Below are 17173 nucleotides of genomic sequence, written 5' to 3'. Positions count from 1 at the left end.
GGGCGCGGGTGCGACCTACGGCTTCAGCCGGGACGGGCTCACCCCCGTACGGGCTCCGCGCCGGCTGCCACGGGTTCGCCCCCGGTCCGCCGGCCCCGTACCGGAGCGGCCACCCCGGCGGGACCCGACCGGCTCGCCCCCGGCGCGAGGCCACCCCGCGGGCCTGACCGGCTCACTCCCGGTGCTGCGGGCGGCGGCCCGCGTGCTCCTCGTCGTACAGGGTGCTCAGCGTCCGCACGGCGTCGGCGAGGCCCGCGCACTGAGGGAAGGCGCCGGCCGTACGGCGGTCCCAGCCGGGACCTGCGGGCAGCACGAACGGGCGGGTGCGGGCGCCGGCCTGGCCCCATTCGAGGCCCGCGACGTGACGGGCGAGGGGCGGCGAGGCGGCCGAGCGGCTCTGGGCCCACAGCACGACGGCGGCGGGGCCGGTACGCCGGACGCACGCGATCAGGGCCTCCACCGGCACCGCCGCTCCCAGCATCCGCGTCGGCACCCCGGCCAGGGCCAGCGCCGCCTCCAGCGCCTCCAGCGGCAGGCAGTGCAGTTCTCCCGGCGTACAGGCCAGCACCACCGGTCCCGCGGCCGTGGCCGGTTGCGCCGCAGGCTCCAGCACGAGCGCCGCGCGCCGCAGCGTGGTGGAGACGTGCCACGACAGCAGGTGCTCCACCTCCACGTAACGGTCGCCGGACGACTCCCACTTGCGGCCCACCGCCCGCAGCGTCGGCACCATGACCTCCTCCCAGGCCACGACGAGCCCGTGCTGGCGGACAGCGTCCACCAGCCGGCGTTCCAGCTCCGGCGCGTCCAGCCGCACCGCGGCCCGGCTCAGTCCCCGGCACTCCTGGCGCACGTCGCCGCCCAGCGGCAGCCCTCCGCCGGCGCCCCCGCGCCGGGCCGGCGCCCCGGGTTCGGCCGTCCGCCACGTCTCGCCGCCCGCCGGCTTCGGTTCGGTGGCCTGCGGGCTGCCGCCGCTCGTCGCGCGGGCGACGCGGGCGGCCTCCGCGGGCGGGGCTCCGGCGGCCGTCAGGCGGCACATCTCCTCGACCACGGCTACGTCCTGGGGGCTCCAGCGGCGGTGGTGGCCCTGCGAGCGGATGACGGGACCCAGCCCGTAACGGCGGTCCCAGGAACGGAGCGTGGTCGGGGAGACGCCGAGCCTCCGCGCCACGGCTCCCGTGGTCAGTCCTGCCACCGCATAGGCGTCGCCCACCGCCGCACATCCTCCCGGTTCCGTGGCTTCCCCCTCTCCAGGGTATCCGATGCGGAATCGATGCAAGTTGCCGCCCTGCTCCGTCGCCGCGCACGCTCGGTCCCATCGACAGCGGCCGGTCCGGCGCGGTGCGGCCCGGAGGCGCTTCGGGCCGCACCGCGCCCGTGAGCCGGCGACACCCACCTCCCCCGAGGAGAGACGTGGCCCCCGATCGCGCTTTGCCAGGTCCGCACCGCAGTCCGCTGACCGCCGTCGCACCGCCGCCCGCCGGGGAGGCGGTGGACGGCCCGCCGGCGCCGCCGGAGGACGACGCCGGCTGGACGGCGTTCCACCGCCGTTGGCGGGGGCTGGTCCACGGACTGGCCCGTCAGGCGCTCGGCGACGCACGTGAGGCGGAGGACGTCACGCAGCAGGTCTTCGCCGACGCCTGGCGCGGGCGGCAGGGCTACGCGCCCGAACGCGGCACACCCGCCGCCTGGCTCGTCGGCATCACCCGGCGCAAGGTCGCCGACGCCTTCGCGGCCCGGACACGCCAGGCCCGCGTGGCCGCCGCCGCGGCCGCGCAGTTGCCCGCGTACGAGCCGTACGACAGCACGGCCGTGCCCGAGGCGGCGCTGGACCGGGTGCTGCTCGCCGAGGCGCTGCACGGCCTCACCGCCGACCAGCGCCACGTCCTCCACCTCGCCTACTACGAGGACCTGACGCAGACACAGATCGCCCAGGTCACCGGGTGGCCGCTGGGCACGGTCAAGAGCCACGCCCGGCGGGGTCTGGACCGCCTGCGCCGCTGCCTGGAGCACGAAGGCGTGAGTGCGGCTGCCTGATGCGCAATCGATGCGAGTGGAGTGGCCGCCGCGAAGGCAGGCATCCCGGCGGCATCCACCCGGCTCTCCGGGGTAGGCACGAGCCAGCGGAGGAGGGTTCTCCGTTGCACGCGCCGCCCGGGGTTCGACACCCGGGTCCGCGCGCGCAGGCAGAAGTCCGTTACGGCGTACGACCGGGAGGCCGAGGATGACGACTGAGCAGGTGGAGCCCGCGGGTTCGGCCGGCACGATCCGGACCACGGCCGGGACGGGTCTCTCCGTGCCCGGCGAGACCACGGTCAGCGGCGGGGCGGTGGGGGCCGACAAACCCGCCGCCACCCGGGGCCGCACCTCCATCGCCGACGTCGTCGTGGTGAAGATCGCCGGCATCGCGGCCCGGGAGGTCCCGGGGGTGTACGACATGGGCGGCGGTCTGGCCCGTACGTTCGGCGCGGTCCGCGACCGCGTCCCCGGCGGCCGGCCCAACGTCGGACGCGGCGTCAAGGTCGAGGTGGGCGAGCGGCAGACGGCCATCGACCTGGACCTCGTCGTCGAGTACGGCGTACCCATCAAGGAGGTGGCCCGGGAGGTCCGGGAGAACGTCATCGCCGCCGTCGAACGCATATCGGGGCTCGAGGTCGTCGAGGTGAACATCGCGGTCGACGACGTCCACCTCCCCGACGACGACGATCACTACGCCGAACCGCGGGTGGAGTAGCGCGTGGAACAGGGCGCCACGTCTCCCGCACCCGCCGGCTCCGTCCTCGGGGCCGACTCCGGCACCAGTGAGTGAGGTTCGTGATGAGCAGAGCAGCAATCGGCCTGCTGGCCGGCATGGCCCTGGCCTTCGCCGGGTGGTTCGGCGGCTTCGGGGCCTTCCTGCTGGTGGCCGCGCTCGGCGCGGTCGGCGCGGTGGTGGGGCGCCTGATGGACGGCGACGTGGACTGGCGTGACTTCCGCACGCCCGGCGGCCGCAGAGTGCGGTGACCGGGACGGCGTGCGGTCACCGCCCGGGGCGGACCGGACGCCACAGGGGCCGGGGGGACGAACGGCCGTACACGGCCGTCTCCACGAACGCCCCGCGCAGCGGACACGCCTGGCGGTACGGGGGGCGTCCGTGGTGCGGGGCCGGCGGGCGGGGCGCGCGCGGGGCGCGTCCGCCCGCCACTTCCGTTCCGGGCCCGTCAAGCTGGTGCCGTGACACCCGCAGCCGGGCCGTCCGCCCGGCGCCGCTCCCCCCACCGTTCCCCTCTCCCGCACGAAGGCCGCGCCGCCTGGCCCGGCAACCCCCGCCGAACCACCGTCCCCACGCTCATCGGAGTTTCATGGCCCTCGAATCCTCAGCCGCGCAGCCGAAGGGGGCCGTACGCTCCGGGACGACCTGGTGGATCGCGCTCCGGCGCGTCCCGGTCGCGATGTGGGACGACAACGTGGCCGACTGGGCGGCCGCGTTGACCTACTACGCCGTCCTCGCGCTGGTTCCCGCGCTCCTGGTGACGCTGTCGCTGATCGGCCTCATCAGTCCCGACCTCACCGACCGCCTGATCGGCAACGTCACCGCGCTCGCACCGGCGCAGGCCTCCGGCGCGTTCCGCGAGACGCTGACGCAGATGGCGCACGAGCGGTCCGCCGCGCTGACCGTGGCCATCACCGGCGGTGTCGCCTCGCTGTGGTCCGCCACCAGCCATCTCGCCGTGTTCCGGCGCGCCCTGCACGCCATGCACGGCATCCCCGACCGGCGCCCGATGTGGCGAAGGCTGCACCGCATCATCCTCACCGCGCTGAGCCTGCTCGCCCTGCTGGTGACCAGTGCCCTCGTCCTGGTGCTCACCGGCCCGCTGGCCGAGGCGCTGGGGCGTGACGTCGGGCTGGGCAGGGCCGCGACCGCCACCTGGTACCTGCTGCGCTGGCCGATGCTGCTCTGCCTGGTGGGGCTGACCGTGCTGATCCTCTTCCGCAGCGGGCCCCCCGCGGCCCGCACGGCGCGTCACGCGGTGCCCGGCGGCGTCCTGGCGACGGTGCTGTGGCTCATCACCTCGGCGGCGTTCTCGCTGTACACGTCGGTCTTCGGCACGTACGGGCGGCTCTACGGCTCGCTGGCCGGAGCGGTGGTGTTCCTCGTCTGGCTCTGGCTCTCCCACCTCGCCCTGCTGGCCGGCGCGCAGTTCGCCGTCGAACTCGGCACGACCGAGCGGGACGGCGCGGGGGCGGTCTGACCGGATCGGCCCCGGGCCACGAGGAGCGGGGAAAGCGTGAGAGGTGCGGGAGGCGCGGGAGGCGTCCGTCAGGTTCCCGGCGCGTCGGGACCCACGGCGCGCGGACTGATGGTCAGGACGCTGTCCAGGCCGAGCCGCAGGAAGAGGTCGCATATCGGCCCCGACACCTGCGTGAGGCTCAGGGTGCCGCCGAGCTGGTCCAGCCGCTGGTACCAGCCGATGAGCAGGGTCGTGCCGGTGGAGTCCAGATAGACCATGTCCGTGGCGTCCAGCGTGAGGTGCCGGCACCCCTCGTCGATGACCCGGTCGCCCACCGCCTGCAGTTTCGGCATCGAGTCGAGGTCGACGTCCTCGGGCAGCCGGGCGGTGACGCGGTCACCACTGCGTTCGGTGACCTGCAGCACAGCGGGTCCTCCATCTCGCCGGGTGGCGAACGCCCCCGACGGCTCGCCGGGCTGGGACCACCACAGTACGCCTCGCCGGCGTGGGCAGCGGCCGGCGCCTTCTGCCCGGTCCCGGACTCGGCGCGTGACACGGCACGTCACGTCGCCGTGAGCCTGGTACGAGCGGCTGGTACGGGGAAGCCGTGCGGGCATGAGGCCGAACAGCGAGCGGGGCCGCGGGAAGCGGCAGGTCGGTCCGTGGCTGCGGTACGGCGCGTGCGCGGTGGCCGTGGCCGCCACCGCCGTCGCGGGCGCCCGGGCCGTCGACCCGGACAGCGTCTGGTACCTGTCACTGGCAAAACCCCCGTGGCAGCCGCCGTCCTGGGCGTTCGGCGCCGTCTGGACGCCGTTGTACGCGACGGTGGCCTACGCGGGCGGCCGCGCGCTCGGCGCCGCGACGGAGCGACGCGAACGGGCCGGCCTGGCGGCGAGCCTGGCCGGCGACCTCGTCCTGAACGCGGGCTGGAACTGGCTGTTCTTCGGGCTGCGCAGCACCCGGGCCGGCCTGGCCGGCACCGTCCTGCTCGACCTGAGCAACGCCGAACTCGTCCGCCGCACGGCGCGATCCGACCGCACCGCGGCCGCCGTCCTGGTGCCCTACGCGGCCTGGTGCGCCTTCGCCACGGCGCTCAACGGCTCCATCGCGGCCCGGAATCCCTGAACCGGCCCGCTCAGCCGAACCAGGAGCCGTTCGCGCCGGCCGGCCGCAGAGCCGCACGGCTGAGTCCCGTGGTGCGCTCCAGCTCCCCGAGGATGCTGTCCGCCGCCGTGCGTACGTCCTCGGGCACGTCGCCCAGTTCCTCGACCAGCTGGTCGTACACCGTGGCCGTCCCATGCGCAGTCACCGAGCGATCTCCTCTGGTCGGGCGAAGCGGACGGCGTGCGTCTGCCCCGGCCCGCCGGATTGATGCGGGCGCCGTACCGACGAGTTTCGGGTACGCGCTCGCGGTGCCGGACCCGGGGCCGGGGCGCCACCGGGAGTTGAGGGACCACTGCGCTGGATGACGCCCCGGCAGTGTTCTTCTGTCCCGTGCGTCACGCGATATCCCTGCATCATGCAAACGCTTCAGGGGGAAGGACCGGAAAACACGCCAAGGCGGTGTTCCTTATTCCCTCCGGAATATGGAACACCGCCGTGGACGGCCACCATGAATGGCTACCAGCGATACCAGCGGCCCCTTCCGCCACTGGAATTCGTCGAGCGCACGACGAAGCCGAGCAGCCATACGACCAGCACGATCACCGCGACCCACCACAGGATTTTCAGGGCGAAGCCCGCCCCGAAGAGAATCAGCGCGAGCAAAAGAACGAGAAGCAACGGTCCCATGATTATCAACCTCCGAAGAGCCGTGTGCCCCGGGACAACGCACCCATGCCACCCCTGATACAGCGGTTTTGGCGCAAGGGCGGAAGGCGCCCGGATCCGTCGTTCCCGCGATCGCCGGGAGCCCGGCACATCCCCCGCATCCGCCGCATCCCCGCATCCGCTGCCCCCTGTCCGGCGGAAGAGGGAGAGAGCAGACTCGTGAGAAGAGCATCGGTCGAGGGACGGACGGGAAGGCATGCGCAGGGAACTCGGTGAACGCCTCTTCGCTCGCGTCGCCGGACCGGACGGGCCCCGCAACCGGGCCCGCATCCACGGCGATCCCGGGCCGCGCTGGTTCGCGGCGGACCGTCCCATCCGCCGGGTGCACGGTGACGCCTCGATGTTCATCGGCGGGCTCTCGGCGCTGCTGCTCCAGTCCCTCCACCCGCTGGCCATGGCGGCGGTCGCCGCGCACTCGGGCTTCCGCGGCGACCCCTGGGGGAGGCTGCAGCGCACCAGCACCTTTCTCGCGACGACGACCTACGGCACGGCCGAACTGGCCGAGGAGGCGTGCGCACGGGTGCGGGCCGTCCACGAGGGCGTCCGCGGCGTGACGGCCGAGGGCGAGCCCTATCACGCCGCCGATCCGCGTCTGCTGGGCTGGGTGCACGTCGCCGAGGTCGACAGCTTCCTGCGCGCGCATCAGCGGTACGGCGCGCGGCCGCTGTCCCCCGCGGGCTGCGACGGCTACGTGCGTGACGCGGCACGGATCGCCCGGGAGCTGGGGGTCGTCGAACCGCCCACCGACCGCGCGGAACTCGTGCGCCGGCTCGACGCGTACCGCCCCGAGCTGCGGGCCACCGCAGAGGCGCACCGAGCCGCGCGGTTCCTGCTGCTCCACCCGCCCGTCCCGCTTCCGGTGCGCCTTCCCTACGCCGCCCTCGCCGCCAACGCCGTGTCCCTGCTGCCGGCCTGGGCCGCCCGCGAGCTCGGACTCCCCCGGCTGCCGCTGGTCGACGCGTGGTGTGTGCGGCCGCTCGGCCATGCGGTGACGTCGACCGTGCGCTGGGCCATGGCGCCGGGCCGCCCCACCGGCGCCTCGGCGGGCGGCTGACCGCCCGCCCGGCGGCTACGGCGCACGGTCGCCTCCCGGCCGCCCCGGTCAGGAGGCCGTGACCGGGGCGTCCCGCAGGGTGACGTTGGCGTGGCTCTCCTGGAAGCTCTGGTCCGAGACGAGGGTCAGCCGGGCGGTGGACCGGAACTCCGGCAGCGTCGTGGAGCCGCACGAGACCATCGTGGTCCTGAGCTTGGCGACGGTCAGGGCGAGCCCTTCGTTCAGGTCGCCCGCGTAGGGGACATAGCCGTCCACGCCCTCCTCGAAGACCAGGCCCTGGCCGCCGCCCTGGCCGTAACGCTGCCAGTTGCGGGCCCGGTTGGAGCCCTCGCCCCAGTATTCCTTCACGAAGCCGTCGCGGGTGGGCAGCTTCGCCCCGGCCGCCTGGTCGAAGCGCGCGAAGTAGCGCCCCATCATGACGAAGTCCGCACCCATCGCGAGCGCCAGAGCCACGTGGTAGTCGTGCACCAGTCCGCCGTCGGAGCAGATGGGCACGTACGCGCCGGTGCGTTCACGGAACGCGTCCCGGGCCGCCGCGACGTCCAGCACCGCACTGGCCTGGCCGCGCCCGATGCCCTTCTGGTCTCGGGTGATGCAGATCGAGCCGCCGCCGACGCCGACCTTCACGAAGTCCGCTCCCGCCTCGGCGAGGAATGTGAAGGCTTCGCCGTCGACCACGTTGCCGCCGCCGACCGGCACGTCGGGGTGGTGCTTCTTCACCCAGGTCAGGGCCTGTGCCTGCCAGTCGCTGTAGCCGTCGGAGGAGTCGAAGCACAGCACGTCGGCGCCCGCCTCCAGCAGCGCGGGGACGCGCTCCCGATAGTCGTGCGTGTTGATTCCGGCGCCCACCCGCAGGCGCTTGGCCGCGTCCACGAGCTGGTCGGGGAAGCGCTTGTTGTCCGCGTAGTCGGAACGGAACACCAGATGCTGAAGGTGCCCGTCGCCGTCCAGTACCGGGAGGCAGTCCAGCCGTTCGTCCCACAGGCGGGCGTTGGCGTCCGAGAGCGTGATCTCGGAGTCGGCGTGGGGCAGTTCGGAGAGCGGGGTCATCCGCTCGCCGACCGGGCCGTCCAGACCGTGCCGCTGAGGGTGGAAGTCCCGCGAGGTGACCAGGCCCAGGAGGCGGCCGGTGGCGGTCCCGTCGTCGGTGACCGCCGCGGTGCTGTGGCCGGTGCGGCGCATCACGTCGGCCAGGACGCCCAGGCTGTCGTCGGGCCGGACGTTGGTGTCGCTGACGACGAATCCGGCCTTGAAGTTCTTCACCTGCCGGACCGCCGCGGCCTGGTCCTGGACCGGCTGGTTGTGGTGCAGGAAGCTGAGGCCGCCGTTGCGCGCAAGGGCGATCGCGAGGGCGGGCGTGCTGACCGCCTGCATGATCGCCGACGTGAACGGCGACCGCAGTTCGATCGCCGGTGCCTGGCCGGCGGAGTGCCGCACCAGCGCCGTACGCAGGTCCACAGTGGCCGCCGAGCAGTCGGTCCGGGTGCGGTTCGGCAGCAGCAGGAACTCGTTGAACGTCCGCGAGACCTCGGCGATGATCTGTGCCACTCGTTCCTCCTGACCCGTCGGCCGGGCCGGCCGCCCCGCCGTGACCAGGCACCTTATCGATCACCGGGGCGCCGCACGAATCGCGCGCCGCACCGGCCGCCGTGCCGGGGCGCGGTCCCGTCGTGGACCCGCAGGGCTACACCGGCACGGCGACCGCCGCGTCCCCCATCGGATCGGCAGAAGGCGGCCCGTTCCGCGTCCACCCGTCCTCGGCCACGCCGTACCGCACAGGCGGCGACACCACCGGGCCGTCTGCGGGCGCGGCCCGCTCACCAGCCCGCCGTGCCGGGTGCGCCCTTGAAGGGCCCGGTCACCGCGGAGGTGATCCAGCCGCCGTAGAAATCACCCGGTTGCGGGACGACGGTCTCACCGTCGACCGTGCAGCGGTCGACCTTGGTCGGGTAGAAGGCCACGTATCCGCGCAGCGCCTCGAAGCCGGGCGAGGGCTCGGGATAACTCCACGCCGCGTCGGGCACCGTCGTGTCGCCGACCCGCAGGTGCCAGTAGGCGGCGGCGCCCTTCCACTCGCACCAGGTGCTGCGCGTGGAAGGGACCAGGAGCCCGTCCCCGACGTCGGCGGGCGGCAGGTAGAACACCGGAGGGTGACTGGTCTCCAGGACACGCAGCGCGCGCCGGGTGTCGGCCACCACGGCGTTCCGGTGCTCGACGGTGACGCGTGCCGGGCACGGCACCACCGCGGGCGGTCGCGGGTAGTCCCAGACCGATTCCACCTGGCCGTCAGTTCTTCTCGTAGGTGGACAGGGCGAGGCCGAGTCCGAAGAAGGTGGGCGCCCACTCGCCCACGAAGATGCCCCAGCGGTCGGCCCGGTCCACTCCCGCGGCCTCGCCGCGCATGGACACCGCCCAGGACATGACGGACAGACCGACGGAGGCCAGCGCCGCCGTGTAGGCGTGTTCGCTGCGGATGCCGGAGTCGTGCAGCTTCTCGACGAGCATGACCGCGCTCCTTCTCTCGGGTTCTCTCGGGTTCTCTCGGGATCAGCGGGGCTCAGCCGTTTCAGGCTCCGGCACCGCCGCGACGTCTGCGAGTCGCATCGTTGATGCATCGATTCGGGCGCCCCGCACGGCCTGGGGGTGACGTCCGGGCCGTTCGGGGCCGTTCGGGGCCGTTCGGGGCCGTTCGGAGTGGTGCGTGCTCAGGCCCCGTGGGTGCCCTGGCTGCCGTACGCGGCGCGCCAGCCGGCGGGCGGCACCCCGGTCTGGCGGCGGAAGAACGTGGTGAAGTTGGCGGCGTCGCGGAAGCCGAGGCGCCGCGCGCAGGCGCCGACCGGCAGATCCGTGTGGGCCAGCACGCGCCTGGCCTCCAGCAGGATGCGCTGGTCGAGGAACGTCTTGGCGCCGGTGCCGGCCGCGGCGCGCGTGGCCCGGGTGAGGGTGCGCACGTCGTAGCCGAGGGCCCGCGCGTAGTCGGCCACCTGGTGCCAGTCGGTGAAGTGCTCCTCGACCGCGGCCCGGTAGGCGCGGAACACCTCGGTGTGACGGCCGGGACCGGCGCCGGTGTCGCCGGTCGGCGTCGTGCTCTCCGTGACCGGCGCGCCGGACAGGGCGCGCAGGAGCAGCGCGGCCAGCAGATGGGAGAGCAGGGGCGGAGACGCGAGCCGCGGTACCCGCACCGCCGTCCCGTGCTCGCGGCGGAGGTGGTCCGCCGCGAGCAGCGCGAGGTCCAGGTGCTCCCGGTCCAGTCGCCAGGACACGGGCGCGGCGGCCTCCTCCGCGGTGAACCCGGAGAGGAACCCGGGCCGGAAGAGGACGAGCGGACCGTCGCACGCGTCGACGTCGCTCCAGCGGTGGACCATACCCGGCCGGATCCAGACCACGTCGCCCCGCGCCAGCGGGGAGGTCCGGAAGTCGGCTTCGTGCGAGCCCTCGCCGGAGGAGACCAGGGCGAGCACGTGGAAGTCGGGACGCTGGAGCCGCGTGCGGCGGCCCCGGGCGTCCATCGCCCGCAGCGCCGCGAAGTCGAGGACCTCCACGCCGTACGCGGCCCCGACGGCCGGCACGTAGCTCAGTTGCCGAACGGCGGCCTGTCCGTTTTCCACAAAACCCGCGCTCCTTTCCACCACCTGCGGAGAACCGTCTCTCCTAACGTCGTGAGTGGGCCTGATGACCACTTCAGGCTACCGACGACGATGCGGCGGGACGACGGAAAGGTCTCCGCGGCCGACAGGAAGGGCGAGATGATGATGGAAACCACAAGGACGGTCCCGGTGGCGGGCGGGAACCTCGAGGTGCGGGTGCGCGACGGTTCGGGGCCGACGCTGGTCTTCCTCCACTACTGGGGCGGTTCCGCGGACACCTGGAGCCGCGTGCTGGAGGGCCTGCCGTCCGGGCAGGCGACGGTCCGGTTCGACCAGCGCGGCTGGGGTGGTTCCGCCGGGCTGCCAGGGCCCTATCACCTGGACCGGCTCGCCGACGATCTCCTCCAGGTGGCCGACGCGTGCGTGCCGGGCCCGTTCGTGGTCGTCGGCCATTCCATGGGCGGCAAGGTCGCTCAGCTCGCGGCGGCCCGCCGGCCCCGCGGACTGGCCGGTCTGGTCCTCGTCGCGCCCGCTCCCCCGCGCCCGCCTGCCGCGATCACCGAGGAGTACCGGGAAGGTCTGTCGCACGCGTACGACTCGGCCGAGTCCGTGGCGGGCGCCCTCGACCATGTGCTCACCGCGACCGCGCTGCCCGCGCCGCTGCGGGCCGCGGCCGTCCGCGACAGCCTCTCGGCCGGCGCCGAGGCCCGGCGCGAGTGGCCGCTGCACGGCATAGCGCGCGACATCACCGGCGCGGCGCGTGCCATCGAGGTCCAGGTGGCGGTGCTGGCCGGTGAGAACGACGTCGTGGAGCCGCCGCGGGTGCTGCGCGACCATCTGCTGCCGCACGTCCCGGGCGCGGGCCTGACGGTCGTCCCCGGTGCCGGTCATCTGCTGCCGCTGGAGGCCCCCGACGCCGTCGCGTCGGCGCTGACCTCGTTCCTGACGTCCCTGCACGGGTAGCGCGTCACCGGGCCGGCGGTCAGGGGCGGCCGGCGGGGGGCGGTTCGGCGTGCCGGCCTGCCGGGGCTCCGGTCAGGAAGAGGCCGCGGACGCCGGTGGTGGCGAGCATGCGCTCCAGAAAGGGAGGCGGGTTGTCGAGGTGCAGCCCGACGCGTCCCACGGCGGTCCGGCGGTGGACCATCAACAGCGCGGACAGGCCCGTGGAGTCGCAGAAGGCGAGTCCGGCGCAGTCCAGGCGCAGGTCGCGCAGCCCGGGATGCGCGTCGAGACACCTGACCGCGACGTCCAGCAGTTCGTCGCCGCTCTCCCAGTCCAGGTCGCCCGCGAGACGGAGGTGTGCGGTGCCCGCGCCGGCTTCAACGGTGACGGTGAAGGAGGAGGGGGGCGGTGAGGTCATGCGTGTGCTCCGGGGTGGGTTCCGCTCGGTACGGACGCGGCGTCCAGGGCACGGCGGGCTTCGCCGAGCAGCCGCAGGGATCGGGGGAAGTCCTTGAGTTCGGTGGCCAGGATGTTCAGGACCGGGCGCAGGGAGGCCGCCGGGACATGCCGCGCGGTGAGGATCTCGGCGGTCCAGGTGATGAATCCGGCGAACAGCTCGTCGGCGTCGCAGTACAGGGCGACGGCCAGGAAGTCGACGATGTGCGCGATGTCCTCGGCGGTGCGCTCGCGCTGGTGGGCGTCGTAGGAGGCCATCGCGGGGAAGGCGGCCTCGAGCCGGGTGAGGACCGTCTTGACGAGGTCGCCCTGGGAGCGGGCGACGAACGTGAACTCCTGGTCGGCCAGGTGCGGCAGGTCGTCGATCCGGCGGTGCCCGGCGGCCAGGTCCGGGGCGGGGATGCCCGCGGCCAGCTTCTCGGCGGCGCCGCGCGCGTCGGCTGCCCAGGCGTCGGCGCCGAGCAGGCGGGCGTAACGTCCGTCGTCGCCGAAGGCGGGACCGCCGGCGATGACGGGGATGCCGATGGCCTGGCAGCCGGTGATCGCGGCGTGCGCGGCCGGCAGCCGGGTGGGGACCGAGGAGGACAGGGCGACGGCGTCGGCTCCGTTGGCGTGCAGGTGGGCGATGAGGTGCGCGGTGGGCACCTGCGCACCGAGGAAGTCGACCCGCCATCCGCGCAGGGTGAGCACCTCGGCCAGCAGGCGGGCCGGCAGAGCGTGCCACTCCTGGTCGACGCATGCCACGGTGACACGGCCCAGGGTGGGGGCGGTGCGGACGGCCGGGTGGTGGGCGAGGGCGGCGATGACGCGCTCGGTGATGGCGCTCGCGGCGTGTTCCTGCGTCACGCTCAGGCGGTTGGCCGCCCATTCGGCGCCCACCCGGACCTGCAGCGGGGCCAGCAGGTCCAGCAGGACCGCCTCGGGCGCCATTCCCTGGGCGAGCGCGTCGAACACGACGTCGGCCGCTCGGTACTCGTCGCGGCTGGTCACCGCGGCCCACAACGCGTCCCGCAGGGCGGGGACGGCGTCCTGCGGCACGGGAGCGACCGTCATACCGTGTACCTGCCCCGGGTGTGCCCGTCCACCGCGCTGAGGTGGGTGGTGCGGGGCGCGCTGATGGCCACCAGGGCCATGTCGTCGTGGCCGCCGTCGTGCAGCCACTCCGACGCGAGCATCTGGATCCGCTCGACCACCGCTTCGGCGGGCATGTCGGCGCAGTGGGACAGGACGCGCTTCAGGCGCTCCTCGCCGAACAGCTCGTTGCCGAGCGGACCGCCGCGGGCCTCGGTGAACCCGTCCGTGTAGAGCAGACACGTCTCGCCGGGTTGCAGCACGACCTGTGCGGAGTGGGACTCGATCCTCGGGAGGGCGCCGATCAGGGTGCCGCGGGTGGGCACCTCCTCGACGGTGCCGTCCAGCCGGACGATCAGCGGGGTGGGGTGACCGGCCGAGGTGAGGCGCAGGCGCACTTCGTTCTCGGCGCGCTGCACCGATGCCAGCACCATGGTCGCGAAGCGGGCGTGGTGCGAGTTCAGCAGGGACCCGTTGAGCAGGTTGAGTATCCGCTCGTGGTCGTCGACCATCGGTGTCAGCGCCTGGAGGGTGCTGCGGATCTTGCCGGTCAGCACGGCCGCGTCCAGCCCCTTGCCGCACACGTCGCCGAGCACCACCAGCGACGCGTCGTCGGGCGAGGGACCGGCGTGGATGTCGTAGAAGTCGCCGCCCACCCGTTCGCTCATCTCCGCGGGCCGGTAGCCGCCGGCGAAATCGACGCCGTTCAGGCGCTGCATGCGGGGCGGCAGCAGCTCGCGCATCAACGTCTGGGTGATCGCGGTCTGTTCGCCGTACAGCCGCGCGGCGGACAGGGCGGCGCCGGCCCGGGCGGCGAAGAGCCGGGCGAAGATTTCTTCGTCCTCGCTGAACCGTGCCTGGTCGCCGCGGCGCAGCAGGATCAGGGCACCCGCGGGCACACCGTGGCCGGGCAGCGAGGTCACGACGACCGACCCGATCGTGCCGGTGAACCCCTCGGGCAGCAGCCAGTCCGGCAGCAGTGCTCCGTCGATCCATCGCGAAGGGAGCGGCGGGAATCCGCGCAGAGCCTCGGCGAGGCCGGGGAGACTCGACGGATCGGCCGCGATCAGACCCGCGACGGCGCTCTGCCCGGCCACGGCGTGCACCACCGGCAGTCTGCCGCGGGTCGGCGGGGCGACGACGATCGCCACATCCGCGAGGTACTCGGCGGCCAGCCGCACGGTGGCGGCCATGCACCGCTCGGTGTTCAGCGAGGCCAGCAGGACGTTCGACGCCTCGACGAGGAATCCGGTGCGTTGGCGCTCGGTGGCCAGCGCCTGCTCGGCGACCCTGCGGTCCGTGCCGTCGATGAGCCACCACGCGATCTCCCCGCCGGGGCTCGGGGTGGGGTGGGCCTCGAAGCTCCGCGCTCCGACCGGCCCGGAAGAGGGCGCAGGAAGGTCGCCCGTACATCCCGCGTGCGCGGCGAAACGCGTCAGCGCCTCCCTGTGGGCCCGGGCCAGCCAACCCGGCACGGTGTCCGCCATGCTCGCCCCGGGCAGGGCCTCACGCAGCAGCAGCGCGGCCGCGGGGTTGGCCCTCACCACGGTGCCGGACGCGTCGGCCACGATCACCGGATAGGGGGCGAGCGCCCACAGGCCGGAGGTCGGGGCCTGCCCGGCTCCCGCAACGGGGTTTCCCTCGATAGAGGTCATGTACGGGGCCCGCCTGGGGCGAGCCGCACCAACTTTCCACAGAAAGGCGAAATTATTTGCCGCGCGGCAACTATCCCCCATACGTGCGTGCGATGACAACCCGCCCCGACGCGTCGTCCCTGCCCACACGTGCCATCAGGGATCCTCACGGCACGTGTCGGTCCCGGCACGGGGGAAACGCGGGCTCACCCCGGCGTCGCGCGAGCCCACGCCACGCGACACCGCTCTCAGTGACCGGCCTGCCGGCCGGTCCAGTCCAGGCACATCACGAGGGCGTCGTCGGCGGCCGGCCCTGATCCCCGGTGCCCGAGCAACGCCTGCAGTATCGCCCGCGGCACCTGGGCGGCCGGCAGCAGACGTGTCTCGTTGATCGAGTTGACCAGCGCGTGGAGGCTGTACTTCTCCCCGACGGGCGAGAGGGCGTCATAGACGCCGTCACTGATGAAGAGCAGGCGGTCCCCAGGAGCCACCGTGAAGCGCTGCGGCTCGTAGACGGTGTCCTCGAACATCCCCAGCGGCAGTTGCGCCTCGAGTTCGATCAGCTCGACGGCGCCTTCCCGTACCCGCCATATCCGCGGCGAGCCGGCGTCGATGATCTCCACCTCCCCGGTCGGCAGGTGGAAGCGGAGCAACAGCGCCGACAGGTACTGGGTGCCCTGGTGCTGCCCGTAGATGGCCTGGTCCGCCAGGTACGCCTGGTCGTGGAGGGCCAGTCCGGCCCGGCGGGCGTTGCGCAGCGCGCTGACCGCCAGGTTGGTCAGCAGCGCGGCGTCTATCCCCTCGCCCATGCCGTTGTTCACGGTCAGGTACAGCTCGTCGGCCGAGGCCGACCAGTCGAAGCTGTCGCCGAAGATGGCGTACGCCGGTTCGAGCTGAGCACCGAGCGCGTACTCGGGTCGCGAGCACGAGCGGCCGGGCAGCAGCTGCCACTGCATCTCGGCAGCCAGGGTGAGCCGTTCGGCGCGGCGCGCCTGCAGGAACAGGTCCGTGTCCCGCTCGGCGACGACCAGCTCGTGCGCCAGCGCGTCGGCACACTCCTCGAGTTCCTCGATCACCGCCGGCGCCGGCCCCTCGCCGTCCTCGTCCGGCAGGGTGACGCTCAGGACCCCCAGCCGGTCCCCCCGGACGCTGACCGGCAGATGCACGGTCACCGCCGCGGCCGCCGCGTCCGGCACGCAGTACGGCTCCTGGGCGCCGAACGCCCGCCCGGGGGCACTCTCGTAGACTGAGAGCGGCGCTCGGGTGTGCGGCAGCCGCCCCACGGGCTGGAGCTTGGTCATGGCGTAGTCCGCCATCAGCAGCTCCACCGCCCGGGCGTGATGGTCGCGCTCGATCGTGGAGCGGAGCACCTCGAAGATCTCGTGGGGCGCCGCCTCACGAAGACGGCGCTCGACGGTCCAAGGTCTGTCCACGGCTATCGGTCCTACTTTCCTTGACATATCGTCGTCCAGGCGACAGCCGGATCGAACAGCTGGAACGAGCCAGCGCGGCTCACTCGGGAGTGTCACATGAACGAGGCCCCCACGGCCCTCCACGGGCACACTTCCGATGACGTGTCCGCGATCGGCGGGGTCCTGGAGCACCTCGAAGTGGCGTGGGAGCGCGCTCGCGGGGCCTTCAGCACCGCGCCGCTCTCCGCCGCCCAGACGCGTGTGCTGTACGTCATCGAACGCGAGCCCGGCATCAACCCGACCGCGCTGGGGCGGAGCCTGTCGGCGGCCGCGCCGTCCGTCACCCGCCTCTGCGACCGTCTCCAGGCGGCCGGGTTCCTCCGCAGGGCGGCCGGCGCACAGGACCGCCGCGAGGTGGAGCTGGAGCTGACCGCGGCCGGGGCCGCGCACCTGCGGACCATCAGGGAGCGCCGGGAACAGGCGCTGCGCCGGGCCATGGAACGGATGACGCCGGAGGCCAGGCAGGCACTCGTCACCGGCCTGGAGGCGCTCAACGCCGCGGTCGGCGACCCCGCCCAGGGCACCGGCCTCACCCAGCGCGCGGGCTGAGCCCTCCCCCTGCCACCGGCCTGCGCTTACCTCGGGTAGCACCCGAATTATGCGCATTTACCGCAAGACATCGTGCTCCCCCCAGGAGATGGGCGGACATAAGTCCCATCCAGGCCTTCACCGCTTTTCAGCGATATCACTGCATGTTTCTCCCCCGGATTCGCAAAACCATTTCACAATCGGCGCTTCCCGCAGTTGACGCGTGAAGGTTTTGCACTAGGGTGAGGCATCCTGCGGTCCGGAACGAACGACAGGGTGCCCCAGGGAGGTCCACCTTCGGTACCGGGCCCGACCGTGCCGTCTCGCGCATACGCGCTGTTCACGGCTCCATCGACTCCGTCCGACCGCTCCGCCGGGCCCCCGGGACGTC

Annotated in this window: 20 protein-coding genes; 8 read left to right on the top strand and 12 right to left on the bottom strand. The window is 73.4% G+C overall.

Features of this window, described 5'->3' with window-relative positions; all coding sequences use genetic code 11:
• Positions 1–172: 172 nt before the first annotated feature.
• A complete protein-coding gene (locus K7862_RS11435) occupies positions 173–1210 on the bottom strand; it encodes a MerR family transcriptional regulator (RefSeq protein WP_222962386.1) in 1038 nt (345 codons plus the stop codon).
• 200 nt (positions 1211–1410) lie between these two features.
• Between K7862_RS11435 and K7862_RS11430 the strand changes: the two genes are divergently transcribed.
• From K7862_RS11430 to K7862_RS11415, 4 genes are all read left to right on the top strand, one after another.
• Complete coding sequence (locus K7862_RS11430; RefSeq protein WP_372461556.1) at positions 1411–2034, top strand: RNA polymerase sigma factor; 624 nt, start codon at positions 1411–1413, stop codon at positions 2032–2034.
• Positions 2035–2221: 187 nt separating this feature from the next.
• A complete protein-coding gene (locus K7862_RS11425) occupies positions 2222–2731 on the top strand; it encodes an Asp23/Gls24 family envelope stress response protein (RefSeq protein WP_222962385.1) in 510 nt (169 codons plus the stop codon).
• Between the two features lie 83 nt (positions 2732–2814).
• Entirely contained in the window at positions 2815–3000 is a 186-nt protein-coding gene (locus K7862_RS11420) for a hypothetical protein (protein ID WP_222962384.1), read from the top strand.
• Positions 3001–3338: 338 nt separating this feature from the next.
• Positions 3339–4229, top strand: a complete 891-nt coding sequence (locus tag K7862_RS11415) for a YihY/virulence factor BrkB family protein (protein WP_222962383.1) — start codon at positions 3339–3341, stop codon at positions 4227–4229.
• A gap of 68 nt (positions 4230–4297) precedes the next feature.
• On the opposite strand, the gene K7862_RS11410 is transcribed toward K7862_RS11415, so the two are convergent.
• Positions 4298–4633, bottom strand: coding sequence for an STAS domain-containing protein (locus K7862_RS11410; protein ID WP_222962382.1), 336 nt, complete (start codon positions 4631–4633; stop codon positions 4298–4300).
• Positions 4634–4823: 190 nt separating this feature from the next.
• On the opposite strand from K7862_RS11410, the gene K7862_RS11405 reads away from it, so the two are divergent.
• Positions 4824–5333 carry a TspO/MBR family protein gene (locus K7862_RS11405; protein WP_222962381.1) on the top strand — a complete coding sequence of 170 codons (510 nt, stop codon included), beginning with the start codon at positions 4824–4826 and terminating at the stop codon, positions 5331–5333.
• Between the two features lie 10 nt (positions 5334–5343).
• On the opposite strand, the gene K7862_RS11400 is transcribed toward K7862_RS11405, so the two are convergent.
• Both K7862_RS11400 and K7862_RS11395 read right to left on the bottom strand, forming a co-directional pair.
• Positions 5344–5517: a hypothetical protein gene (locus K7862_RS11400; RefSeq protein WP_222962380.1), complete on the bottom strand. Its 174-nt coding sequence runs from the start codon at positions 5515–5517 to the stop codon at positions 5344–5346.
• A 311-nt stretch (positions 5518–5828) separates the two neighbouring features.
• Positions 5829–5999: a DUF5670 family protein gene (locus tag K7862_RS11395; RefSeq protein WP_222962379.1), complete on the bottom strand. Its 171-nt coding sequence runs from the start codon at positions 5997–5999 to the stop codon at positions 5829–5831.
• Positions 6000–6234: 235 nt separating this feature from the next.
• On the opposite strand from K7862_RS11395, the gene K7862_RS11390 reads away from it, so the two are divergent.
• Complete coding sequence (locus K7862_RS11390; protein WP_222962378.1) at positions 6235–7092, top strand: oxygenase MpaB family protein; 858 nt, start codon at positions 6235–6237, stop codon at positions 7090–7092.
• Positions 7093–7140: 48 nt separating this feature from the next.
• Here the strand turns inward: K7862_RS11390 and K7862_RS11385 are convergent, their stop codons facing one another.
• From K7862_RS11385 to K7862_RS11370, 4 genes are all read right to left on the bottom strand, one after another.
• Positions 7141–8640, bottom strand: coding sequence for an IMP dehydrogenase (locus K7862_RS11385; protein WP_222962377.1), 1500 nt, complete (start codon positions 8638–8640; stop codon positions 7141–7143).
• A 269-nt stretch (positions 8641–8909) separates the two neighbouring features.
• The gene (locus K7862_RS11380) at positions 8910–9371 is read right to left on the bottom strand and encodes a DUF427 domain-containing protein (protein ID WP_222962376.1); all 462 of its coding nucleotides are present in this window, start codon (positions 9369–9371) and stop codon (positions 8910–8912) included.
• A 7-nt stretch (positions 9372–9378) separates the two neighbouring features.
• On the bottom strand, positions 9379–9597 hold the full coding sequence (locus K7862_RS11375) for a hypothetical protein (protein WP_222962375.1): 219 nt from the start codon (positions 9595–9597) through the stop codon (positions 9379–9381).
• Positions 9598–9797: 200 nt separating this feature from the next.
• Positions 9798–10700 carry a helix-turn-helix domain-containing protein gene (locus K7862_RS11370; protein WP_222962374.1) on the bottom strand — a complete coding sequence of 301 codons (903 nt, stop codon included), beginning with the start codon at positions 10698–10700 and terminating at the stop codon, positions 9798–9800.
• A gap of 138 nt (positions 10701–10838) precedes the next feature.
• On the opposite strand from K7862_RS11370, the gene K7862_RS11365 reads away from it, so the two are divergent.
• A complete protein-coding gene (locus K7862_RS11365) occupies positions 10839–11642 on the top strand; it encodes an alpha/beta fold hydrolase (RefSeq protein WP_262413003.1) in 804 nt (267 codons plus the stop codon).
• A 19-nt stretch (positions 11643–11661) separates the two neighbouring features.
• Here the strand turns inward: K7862_RS11365 and K7862_RS11360 are convergent, their stop codons facing one another.
• The 4 genes from K7862_RS11360 to K7862_RS11345 all read right to left on the bottom strand — a co-directional run bounded on the left by K7862_RS11360 (position 11662) and on the right by K7862_RS11345 (position 16215).
• Positions 11662–12039 carry an STAS domain-containing protein gene (locus K7862_RS11360; RefSeq protein ID WP_222962373.1) on the bottom strand — a complete coding sequence of 126 codons (378 nt, stop codon included), beginning with the start codon at positions 12037–12039 and terminating at the stop codon, positions 11662–11664.
• Positions 12036–13130 (bottom strand): cobalamin B12-binding domain-containing protein, encoded by a 1095-nt coding sequence (locus K7862_RS11355; RefSeq protein ID WP_222962372.1) that lies wholly within the window; start codon positions 13128–13130, stop codon positions 12036–12038. Before K7862_RS11355 ends, K7862_RS11360 begins: the two co-directional genes overlap by 4 nt.
• Positions 13127–14803: a PP2C family protein-serine/threonine phosphatase gene (locus K7862_RS11350; protein ID WP_222962371.1), complete on the bottom strand. Its 1677-nt coding sequence runs from the start codon at positions 14801–14803 to the stop codon at positions 13127–13129. The genes K7862_RS11355 and K7862_RS11350 overlap by 4 nt, the downstream gene beginning before the upstream one ends.
• A gap of 227 nt (positions 14804–15030) precedes the next feature.
• A complete protein-coding gene (locus tag K7862_RS11345; RefSeq protein ID WP_222962370.1) occupies positions 15031–16215 on the bottom strand; it encodes a PP2C family protein-serine/threonine phosphatase in 1185 nt (394 codons plus the stop codon).
• Between the two features lie 96 nt (positions 16216–16311).
• Here K7862_RS11345 and K7862_RS11340 point away from each other — a divergent pair, with 96 nt between their 5' ends.
• Positions 16312–16803, top strand: a complete 492-nt coding sequence (locus K7862_RS11340; RefSeq protein ID WP_222962369.1) for a MarR family winged helix-turn-helix transcriptional regulator — start codon at positions 16312–16314, stop codon at positions 16801–16803.
• The last annotated feature ends 370 nt before the right edge of the window (positions 16804–17173 follow it).

This window comes from Actinacidiphila acidipaludis (genome assembly GCF_019890725.1).
Classification (GTDB): Bacteria; Actinomycetota; Actinomycetes; order Streptomycetales; family Streptomycetaceae; genus Actinacidiphila; species Actinacidiphila acidipaludis.
The sequence above is the reverse complement of the archived record's forward strand: the minus strand, read 5'-3'. Positions and strand labels throughout refer to the sequence as shown.